Source organism: Ammonifex thiophilus, from assembly GCF_003368535.1.
GTDB classification, from domain to species: Bacteria; Bacillota; Desulfotomaculia; order Desulfotomaculales; family Ammonificaceae; genus Ammonifex; species Ammonifex thiophilus.
The window spans coordinates 1-9,154 of record NZ_QSLN01000035.1 but is presented as its reverse complement, the minus strand read 5'-3'; the positions used below and the strand labels follow the sequence as shown (position 1 = coordinate 9,154).

Sequence of the window (9,154 nt, the reverse complement as noted above, 5' to 3'; positions counted from 1 at the left end):
AACCTGGTAATGGGCCATCCTCAATCCCTCCTGGTAATGGTGGTTGTGTCACTTCTTCATCTACCAGAGGGAGGGTGGCCCTTCCTGCTTCTAACCACCCTTTTTACACACTATACCGGACACTACTAAATCCAGAGCCTCTTTTCTGGTAGTTGACTGGCAGAGCAGCAGTCTTTAAACTCTTCGTTAGGAGCCGGCGTCCTATATGGTCGCCGGCGGGGGCCAACCGTTCCGTTCCCGGGGAGCTCCTGGAGCCACTTCCTGGCAAAGAAGGGAGCAATGAACCTGCACCACTTAGGCTAAAACTAGCGCTTTGCCTAGTTTTGCCTAGCGTGGGAGGAACGGTTGATCCCGATCCCGACCTCATGATCTTCCCCAATGTGGACCTCACCGCTGAGTTGGGATCAGGGGGTGAGCTCAAGCTCCGGCTGCCGGTGGTCATAGCTGCCATGGGTTCCACCACAGTGGCGGCCAACAACTGGGAGCACCTGGCGGCCGGAGCAGCCCTGGCGGGGGTCGGCATAGTGGTGGGGGAAAACGTCTGCGCCATGGATCCCAAGGCCGACATCAAGAACGGGCGTGTCCTCCGTTCCCCGGCCATGGAAAAGCGCATCCGCGCCTATCGCGACTGGCAGCGGGGCTACGGCTTCATCGCCGTTCAGACCAATGTGGAAGACACCCGCCTGGGGGTGCACGAATACTGTATCGAAAAGCTGCAGGTTACGGCGGTGGAGCTCAAGTGGGGCCAGGGAGCGAAAAGCATCGGAGGAGAAGTGAAGCTCGATTCGCTGGAAAGGGCTCTGGAGCTCAAAAAGAGGGGCTATATAGTACTTCCCGATCCGGATGACCCCCACGGTGGTGAAAGCCTACCACGCCGGGGCTTTCCGGGAGTTTGAGCGCCATTCCCGTGTAGGCGCGGTGGATGAAGAGGCCTTCCTGCGGCGGGTAGAGGAGCTGCGCCAGGCCGGGGCGCGCTTTATTTTCCTCAAGACCGGAGCCTATCGGCCGGCCGACCTGGCTCTGGCGGTCAAGCTGGCCTCCGAAGCCCGCCTCGACCTTCTTACGGTGGACGGGGCCGGGGGCGGCACGGGCATGAGTCCCTGGCGGATGATGAACGAGTGGGGTGTGCCCACCGTCTACCTGCAGGGGCTGCTGACCCGCTACCTAGACCGCCTGGCGGCCAAAGGCCGCTATGTGCCCCCGGTGGCCATTGCCGGCGGATTCAGCTTGGAAGACCACATCTTCAAAGCCCTGGCCATAGGCGCTCCTCACGTCAAGGTGGTGGGCATGGCGCGCGCTCTCCTGACGGCAGCCATGGTGGGTAAAACGGTGGGGCTTTCCCTCCTGGAGGGGAGGGCCGTGCCCGAGTACGAGCGCTACGGCGACCACCTGGAGCAGGTCTTTGTGGGGGCGGTGGAGCTCAAGAATCTCCTGGGCGAGGAGGACTTTCAGCGCTTGCCGGTGGGAGCCATAGGGGTGTACAACTACTTCGAACGGCTGGCCCAAGGGCTGCGTCAGCTCATGTGCGGGGCCAGGAAGTTTGCTCTTAAGTACCTCACCCGCGACGACGTGGCCGCCCTTACTCCGGAGGCGGCTTCCATCACCGGTGTCAAGTACATCATGGAGGTAGACGCCGAAGAAGCCGAGCGCATCCTGGACTTTTAAACTTTTAACGGTAGAGGGCTCAGCGGCAGGGAGTGACAAGTTTTGCTCCCTGCTATTTTTTAGAAAAACGGGGGAGCGCGAGGGGAAAGTCCACCCCCTCAATGGATTGAGGGGAGACCCTCTATGTCAATAGGTGATCTGTATAAAAGATATAGGGGCAGATTAAGCCACCGAAGGAGCGTGTCTGGCCCTGGCAGCGAGAAAGACAGATTCATCATAGGGACGGCGGTTCAACCACATCGCGAAGATGATCCGCACCCAGATGTTGGCCAAAGCCCGCAGAGCTTCGTGATGTGTCTTGCCGGCGGCGCGCTTGCGCTGGTAATAGTCTCGAGCCCAACTGACCTTAAGTACTGACTGGTAGGCAAAAAGCTGCAATGCCAGGCGCAGGAACTTGATACAGGCTCGGCGCTGGCGGGCGAAGCGGTACTTCCCACTCTGGTAGAGGACGGGGGAAGTGCCGGCCAGGGCCTGCACGGCGGCGGCGCTTTCGTAGCGGCCGCGGTCATCGCCCCACCCCGCCAGCAACCGCGGCCCGAGCCGGGTGCCAGCACCCGGGAGGCTGGCAAAGATTAGGCTGTCGGGGTGGGACTTAAAAAGGCGGGTGATTTCCTCATCGTACTTCTTGATGGCCTCCAGGAGGGGCTCGAGTTGGGCGATCAGAACCGGCATAAATCGGCTTTTAGCTCTAACCACAGCCGGGCGTGCCTCGAGTTGCGGGGCGTGCAGCTGGGCGTAGATGCGCTGTGCGGTGAGGTTGGGTTTAGGGTGCCGGTGAGCCTTTAAAAAGGCAGCCAATTCGGGCACGGAGGCAGACCTTGCCGCTTCCAGGGTGGGATAGGTCTTCAGGAAGTTGAGCGTAACCGGCAGAGTTAGGCGCGAGAAGAGTTCAAGGGCCACGGGATAGTACTCCTTGAGGCAGGCGGTCAGGCGGTTGGTGAGCCGAGTAACCTCTTCCAGGAGTATATCCTGGTCGCGGCACAGGGTCTTCAGCTCCTGAATGAGTTCGGAATCGGGGTTCAGGCGACGCAGTCGGCGCAGGTCGCTGCGACCGATATCGGCCAGCAGGCGAGCATCAATGGTGTCACTTTTAGCCCCGGAAGGTTTACGTCGGTAGTCAACCACTTTAGGGTTGAGGGGGTAGACAGGGAATCCTGCCTCCAGGAGGAACTGGACCAGAAGGCCCTGACTGGTTTCCAGGAAGCAGGGTGCTTCTTCTGGCGAAGTTACATAGCGCAGCAGCTGCTTCTTGAGGGTTTCCAGGCCATGGCATGTGTGGGGAATCCGGAAATGGGCAAGTTCGGTGCCGTCTTGATCGAGGACGCAGACTTCGTGTTCTTTATCTGCCCAGTCAATGCCGACGAAGATCATTGGGCGGACCTCCTTGAAAAGGGCGTTATTTAGGTTACTGCAGGCAAGTGGTAAGCCTTATCTAGCACTGGCGCTCGAAGCGCTCCCCTCTATAGACCCTGGCTTGCCTGCATATTATTCCGGGAAAGGCGAGTCTCCCCAAAGCAGTCGAACTGCTGGACGTCAAGGCCTTTTCCCGGACTTAGAGCTAGGTTTTAGGCTTTGCCAACTCAGGCTGGTTTTCCTGCCAAGGCAACTGCTCTGATTTGAGTTTAACAGATAAGGACGTCACGATAAGGATCTAGTTGCAGGAAGATGCCAGAGGGAAGCGAATACTTGCTTTAAACCACGCGGTAGGGATGGGGGTAAGCTTGATGCCCAAGGTTATTGTGTGCGGTCGAGGAGGAAGCGGAAAGAGCACGCTGGTGGTTCTTTTGGCCAAAGCGCTGGCGGAGCGAGGCAAGGTCTTGGTGGTGGATGCCGACGAATCCAACCTGGGTTTGCCGCAGATGCTGGGGCAGGAGGCACCGGCAAAGACGCTCATGGGGTGTTTAGGGGGCAAAAAAGCGGTACGTGAAAGGCTAAAAGCAGCCCTGCGAGGCGAAGGCGGGGAGAAGGTGGCATTTTTCACCGAAAGTTTCACCCCCGACGACCTTCCTGATGAGTGTGTCTCTGGGAAATGGCCGGTGAAGTTTTTGCGCGTGGGCAAAATTGAGCATAGCATGGAAGGTTGTGCCTGCCCTATGGGTGCCTTGGCTCGCTCCTTCCTCAAGCACCTTCAGACGGGAAGCGAAGAGTGGGTGCTGGTGGATACCGAGGCCGGGGTGGAACACTTTGGTCGGGGGCTTCTGGAAGGGGTGGATCTGGTGCTTGGGGTGGTGGACCCTTCATACGAGGCCGTTTTGCTGGCTGAGCGTGCCCGCGCTCTCACCGCCGAAGCGGGTAAAAAATTCGGGGTGGTACTGAATAAGGTGAGCGAGGAAACCGAAGCCTTTCTGCGCCAGGAACTTTCTGCCCGCGGAATAGAGGTGTGGGGGGTGTTGAAGCTCGATACCGACATCATGCGGGCCAATCTCAAGGGCGAACCTGTGCCCCTGGAGGGTACCAGGCGGCAAATGGAGACGCTGGTTACCAAGCTTATCACTTGAGGAGTGATTTTATCGTGGGTGCTCAGAAACCGGAGCTTGAGAAGTTGGCTCAAGAAATGCCAACGGTAATGCAAAGCTTTAACCGACTGCACGAAGCCGTCATCAAAGAGGGGGTTCTCTCGGCCAAGCAGAAAGAGCTTATCGCGGTAGGCATAGCCGTGGCACTTCGCTGCCCCTACTGCATAGCCGCGCACGTGGCTAAAGCGCGGGAGTTGGGAGCTACCAGGCAGGAAATACTGGAAGCCGCTTCGGTAGCCATCCTCATGGGTGGCGGGCCATCGGCAGCCTACACCGTTGAGGTTTTAAAGGTGCTGGACGGAAAGGAGTAAAACCAAATGCTGCGCTGTCAGCGCTGCCAGGCTTTCATCGAAGAAGGAGAGGCTTACAGCTGTTATGGCCAGACCTTGTGCGAGGACTGCTACATCGAGTTGCTGAACCCACCCAAAGCGTGCGACCCCGTGGCGGTAGCCTCGGCTCTGGCCACCAGGCGAGCGCTGGGCCAGTCGGGAACCGAGGGCCTGACCGAATTGCAGCAGAAAATCTGCCGACTGATCGAAGAGAGAGGCAAGGTGACTAAGGAAGAACTCCTAGCTGAGTTGGGAATAAAACCGTGGGAGCTGGAAAAACAGCTGGCTGTGCTGCGGCACTGTGAGTTGGTGCGGGCCTTTAAAGAAGAAAACAAGGTTTACTTCGCGCGCTTTTAAAGCCAGCAGGATTTCACGGGCCGAGTGGCGAATGGTACAAAAATCGGGTCTTCGGCAGAACCGAGCGAAGGCGGGTAAAGGAAAGTGAAAAAGGTTTCGCGCCGCGACTTTTTGCGCAGCCTGGGCGGGCTTTTAAGCGGGATCTTATGGGCGGAAGAAGAGGAAGAAAGCCGGGAAGAGGAGCTCGCGGAGAGAAAGGAATACCCGGCTCTTTGTCCCTTCTGCGCCCGGGGCTGCGGCCTGATCTTTACCGTGTGCCAAGAGAAGATTCTGAGCTTTGAAGGTGACCCCGACCACCCGGCCAACGTCGGCAGGGTTTGCGAAGAGGGACTGGAGCGACTGCGATCCTACCTGGGAGCGCAAAACTGGTCTCCCTCTCTCCTGTACTGTGGGCCTGGCGCGGAAGAGTGGGAGGCCAGGGAGTGGACTCAAGTCTGTTGGGAAGTAGCTTCCCGGCTAAAGGAACGGGGACCGGTGGCCTTCTTCTGGCGTCAGGAGCTTTTTTCTAACGAGGAAAGCTTTCTCCTGGCCCAGGTCTTAAAAAAACTGGGAGCAGTTGGAAGGCGAGAAGGGTTTGACCTTTCCTGGGTCGGCTGGTTTCCCCCAAACACCGACAGGGCTCACGTCTTCGAGCAAAGAAGAGTACTAATCTGGGGAGGTGATCTCCTGCCGGACGAACCGGAAGAAGGTGTGGAGTGGCTGGTATTGGGTGACTGGTTCCTGAGCGAGCTCCACTTAGAAACCCTGCGGGCGAAGGCGCGCCGCTCCTTCCCGCGAGCCGAGATCTACCTTATCCCCCTGGCCTCTCCTTGGAGCCGCGAAGGGTCCTGGATTAGTTCCGGGCGCTGGGTACAATGGGTAGAAAAGGCCGTCCCCCCGAGAGAAAACGAGAGGGTTCCTTTGTGGTTCTGGGAGCGCCTCTGGCGGGAAATGGGCTGGGAAGAAAGGGAGTTTTCGGCTCAGGCCTTGGCCGAGGAGGTGAGCCGTGCCGACACCCCGCTTAAGGGCTACTGGGAAGGGGGCTTGCTCAGGCGCCGCCTGAAAGGCGAAGAATGGGGATTCCCGCTGCTGGCGAAATAGCGTTCCAACCGAAGTTGGTGTGACGAAGCGGGAGGGGTAGTTCATGAGTTACGCTCTTCTTTTCGATGTCACCAAGTGCATAGGCTGCCGGGCCTGCCAGGTGGCGTGCAAGGAGTACAACCGACTTCCCCTAGATGACCAGCGTGATCGGCGCTATCCCAAAGAAACGTGGGACAAGCAGGCGCCGCTGACGGCCAACACGTGGCTCCGGATCAACGCCCACCTGGTGGAGAAGAACGGCAGGGTGGAGTGGCGGTTTGTGCGCCACTCTTGCTTCCACTGCCAGTATCCGGCCTGCGAATCGGCTTGTTTCGCCCACGCCTTCTACAAGACCCCCGAGGGCCCGGTTCTTTACCACGCCTACCGTTGCGTCGGTTGCCGCTACTGCATGTTGGCCTGTCCCTTCGGTATCCCCAAGTACCAGTGGAGTGAGGTCTTCCCCGAGGTACGCAAGTGCATCATGTGCTACAAGCGAGTGAACCAGGGAGCGCCGCCGGCCTGTGTGGGGGCCTGCCCGACGGGGGCAATAACCTTCGGCGACCGGGACGCCATGTTAAGGGAAGCCCACCGGCGCATAGAAGAAAGCCCGGAGCGCTACATCAACTATGTATACGGAGAGAAGGAAGTGGGCGGAACCTCGCTCTTCTACGTGTCCGATGTACCTTTCGAGAAGCTGGGCCTGCCCACTATAGAGCGCGGCGAGATCGGTACAGAGCCCATACCCCACATCACCCACAAGGTGCTCAAGTGGACTCTGCCCATCGCCTTCACCTGGGGGGCGGTGCTCACGGCTCTGTACTTCGCCACCCGGCAGAAGGGCGAAGAGGAGCACTAAGGTTTTGCTCAAGGAGGCGAAAGTGGTATGGCGAAAGCCGCTGCGTACGGCGGAAGCTGGGCACATGACTACGACGACATTTTCGAGCGCAAGTGGTCCTTCCGCATGACCCCCTGGAGGGCCATAGGGTTAGCCATCGTGGGAGTAATGCTATTCGCGGCGATCTACCGCTTGCTCTTCGGTCTGGGCGCCGCCACCAACCTCAACGACCGGTGGCCCTGGGGCTTGTGGATCGGCTTCGACGTGCTGACCGGTGTTGCTTTGGCAGGCGGTGGCTTCACCACCTGCTTCCTGGTACACGTCCTGCATATTAAGGACTGGAAGCCCATCGCCCGTGCTACGGCTCTAACCTCTCTCATCGGTTACCTCCTGGTTCTAGGAGGCCTTTTCCTGGACATCGGTCGCTGGTACAACTTCTGGCGTCCCTTCCTGGTCTACGCGGGAAGCTGGCACTCGGTGCTCTTCGAAGTGTTCTGGTGCGTGTCGCTTTATACCATGGTGCAGCTCCTGGAGTTCGGGCACGTAGTCTTTGAGCGGGTCAAGTCTCCCGGCTTCAAGCGCTTCTTCGACGCCATCCTGGTGCCGATGTACATATTCGGTATCATCCTACCTACCCTGCACCAGTCTTCGCTCGGTTCTCTCTACCTGGTGGCGGTCAACCGGCTCGATCCTCTCTGGTGGTCCATCCTCATTCCGGTTTTCTTCCTCCTCTCGGCCGTCTTCGTCGGGCCGGCCATGGCCACGGTGGAGGGGGCGCTGGCGGCCACTGCCTACCGGCGCGAGTTCGAGCTCGACGTTCTGCAGAGCTTCGTCCGGGTGAGCGCCGTGGTGATGTCCGTCTACCTCCTCCTAAAGGGGATCGACCTCGTCTACCGCGGCCAGATAGGGCACCTCTTCGACGGCTCCTTCACCAGCAACATGTTTCTCCTGGAAATCGTGGGCGGAGTGATCATCCCGCTGATAATGTACCTCTCACCCAGCGTACGGCGCTCCAAAGCCGGACTCATAACCGCTTCGGCGCTGGTGGTAGCCGGGGTGATTTTCAACCGCTTCAACGTGGTCTTCACCGGCATGGCCAAGTGGGCCAACTTCCACTACTTCCCCTCCTGGATGGAGCTCTCGGTGTCGATCGGGCTGGTGACCTTGGGAATACTGGCCTACTGTTTCGTGGTGGAGAACTTCCCGGTGCTTTATGACGAGCACCGGCACCAGTACGTTCCTGTCCGCTAAAGCCTCAGGCGAGCTTGGGGAGGGGGGCTTTAAAACCCCCTCCCTTTTTAAACTTCTGGCGCGAGGTGAATTCCTTTGGCCCGCAGCAACTTCTTTCCGCCGCAGCTCATTACCTTCTACCGCGAGTTGGCAAAGATGGTGGTGCCGGAAGACAAGTGGCGGGTAGAAGAAGAGAAGCTCAAAGCCTGGAAGGGGGAAAAACCTCTGGTAAAAGAAGCCCCGCCGGAAATCGACCCCGAGTTTTTCCTTGCCTTCACTGTCGAGGTGTTCGATCTTTTGCGCAAGCACCTCCCCGAGCTGGGGCCGGGGCTGGAGCAGGTGCGAGCCAACCTTCCGGAAAACCCCGAAGAGGTGAAGCGGCTGGCGCAGGCCCTGTGTCAGCGGGACCCCATAGCCATAACCTGGCTCAAAGACCCGGCCGGCGTGCCGCCCGACGTCTTTGGCTTCGCCTTCAGCCACGTGACGCGGCTGCTGCTGGCAGCCTACACCCGCAAGGCGCGCGGGTTGGTGGACTTTTCTTCCTGGGAGAAAGGGGAGTGCCCGGTCTGCGAGGCCAAACCTTTGCTGGCTAGACTCAAGCGCACGGGCGAGCGCTTCCTTTACTGTGGCGTCTGCAGCATGGAGTGGCGGTTCGTCCGCGTGACCTGCCCCTTCTGCGGCAACGACTCTGCGGGGGAACTCGGCTTCTGGGAGGGGGCCGAGGGATACCGGGCCGACGTCTGCTACCGGTGCCGGGCTTACCTCAAGACGGTGGACGAGAGGAAGCGCCCCGAGGAAGGAGCCGACCTCTTTTGGGAGGACATAAGGACGGTGGCGCTCGATTTCGCCATGTTGGGGAAGGGGTTTCAGAACAAGTCCTTCATCGCTTCCTAAAAAATAAAAATGGTCGGAGCGACAGGATTTGAACCTGCGACCTCTACCACCCCAAGGTAGCGCTCTAGCCAAGCTGAGCTACGCCCCGACTGCTTCTAATTATAGCCGATCTACACCTCAGCGTCAAGTCTTGAGGGGCTCTAGTGCGCGTCAAGAGTTAGTAGGTGGTTCGGGAGAAAACTTCTCTTCATGGAAACCTCGCCGCCAGGATAGTCCCGGTACCTGCGCCATTAAGGGATCAAACTACTGAGGCTAGGCCGGCTTAGTTC

10 protein-coding genes and 1 tRNA gene are annotated in these 9,154 nt (G+C 59.1%); 9 read left to right on the top strand and 2 right to left on the bottom strand.

What is annotated here, in order from left to right:
• Positions 1-323: 323 nt before the first annotated feature.
• Both DXX99_RS12270 and DXX99_RS12265 read left to right on the top strand, forming a co-directional pair.
• Positions 324-896: a beta/alpha barrel domain-containing protein gene (locus tag DXX99_RS12270; RefSeq protein ID WP_240610916.1), complete on the top strand. Its 573-nt coding sequence runs from the start codon at positions 324-326 to the stop codon at positions 894-896.
• Positions 856-1,665: a glutamate synthase-related protein gene (locus tag DXX99_RS12265; protein ID WP_240610915.1), complete on the top strand. Its 810-nt coding sequence runs from the start codon at positions 856-858 to the stop codon at positions 1,663-1,665. The genes DXX99_RS12270 and DXX99_RS12265 overlap by 41 nt, the downstream gene beginning before the upstream one ends.
• Before the next feature lie 162 nt (positions 1,666-1,827).
• Here the strand turns inward: DXX99_RS12265 and DXX99_RS10740 are convergent, their stop codons facing one another.
• Complete coding sequence (locus tag DXX99_RS10740; RefSeq protein WP_115793472.1) at positions 1,828-3,036, bottom strand: IS110 family RNA-guided transposase; 1,209 nt, start codon at positions 3,034-3,036, stop codon at positions 1,828-1,830.
• A gap of 353 nt (positions 3,037-3,389) precedes the next feature.
• On the opposite strand from DXX99_RS10740, the gene DXX99_RS10735 reads away from it, so the two are divergent.
• From DXX99_RS10735 to DXX99_RS10705, 7 genes are all read left to right on the top strand, one after another.
• Positions 3,390-4,163, top strand: a complete 774-nt coding sequence (locus tag DXX99_RS10735; protein WP_115793471.1) for an ATP-binding protein — start codon at positions 3,390-3,392, stop codon at positions 4,161-4,163.
• A gap of 14 nt (positions 4,164-4,177) precedes the next feature.
• Positions 4,178-4,492 carry a carboxymuconolactone decarboxylase family protein gene (locus DXX99_RS10730; protein WP_240610914.1) on the top strand — a complete coding sequence of 105 codons (315 nt, stop codon included), beginning with the start codon at positions 4,178-4,180 and terminating at the stop codon, positions 4,490-4,492.
• A 6-nt stretch (positions 4,493-4,498) separates the two neighbouring features.
• Complete coding sequence (locus DXX99_RS10725) at positions 4,499-4,867, top strand: hypothetical protein (RefSeq protein WP_240610913.1); 369 nt, start codon at positions 4,499-4,501, stop codon at positions 4,865-4,867.
• An 84-nt stretch (positions 4,868-4,951) separates the two neighbouring features.
• Positions 4,952-5,947 carry a hypothetical protein gene (locus tag DXX99_RS10720; protein WP_115793470.1) on the top strand — a complete coding sequence of 332 codons (996 nt, stop codon included), beginning with the start codon at positions 4,952-4,954 and terminating at the stop codon, positions 5,945-5,947.
• A 43-nt stretch (positions 5,948-5,990) separates the two neighbouring features.
• Positions 5,991-6,782 carry a 4Fe-4S dicluster domain-containing protein gene (locus DXX99_RS10715; RefSeq protein ID WP_115793469.1) on the top strand — a complete coding sequence of 264 codons (792 nt, stop codon included), beginning with the start codon at positions 5,991-5,993 and terminating at the stop codon, positions 6,780-6,782.
• 27 nt (positions 6,783-6,809) lie between these two features.
• Positions 6,810-8,012, top strand: a complete 1,203-nt coding sequence (gene nrfD, locus DXX99_RS10710; protein ID WP_115793468.1) for an NrfD/PsrC family molybdoenzyme membrane anchor subunit — start codon at positions 6,810-6,812, stop codon at positions 8,010-8,012.
• Positions 8,013-8,087: 75 nt separating this feature from the next.
• On the top strand, positions 8,088-8,885 hold the full coding sequence (locus DXX99_RS10705) for a formate dehydrogenase accessory protein FdhE (protein ID WP_115793467.1): 798 nt from the start codon (positions 8,088-8,090) through the stop codon (positions 8,883-8,885).
• 10 nt (positions 8,886-8,895) lie between these two features.
• On the opposite strand, the gene DXX99_RS10700 is transcribed toward DXX99_RS10705, so the two are convergent.
• Positions 8,896-8,973 (bottom strand) — tRNA-Pro (locus tag DXX99_RS10700).
• Positions 8,974-9,154 lie beyond the last annotated feature (181 nt).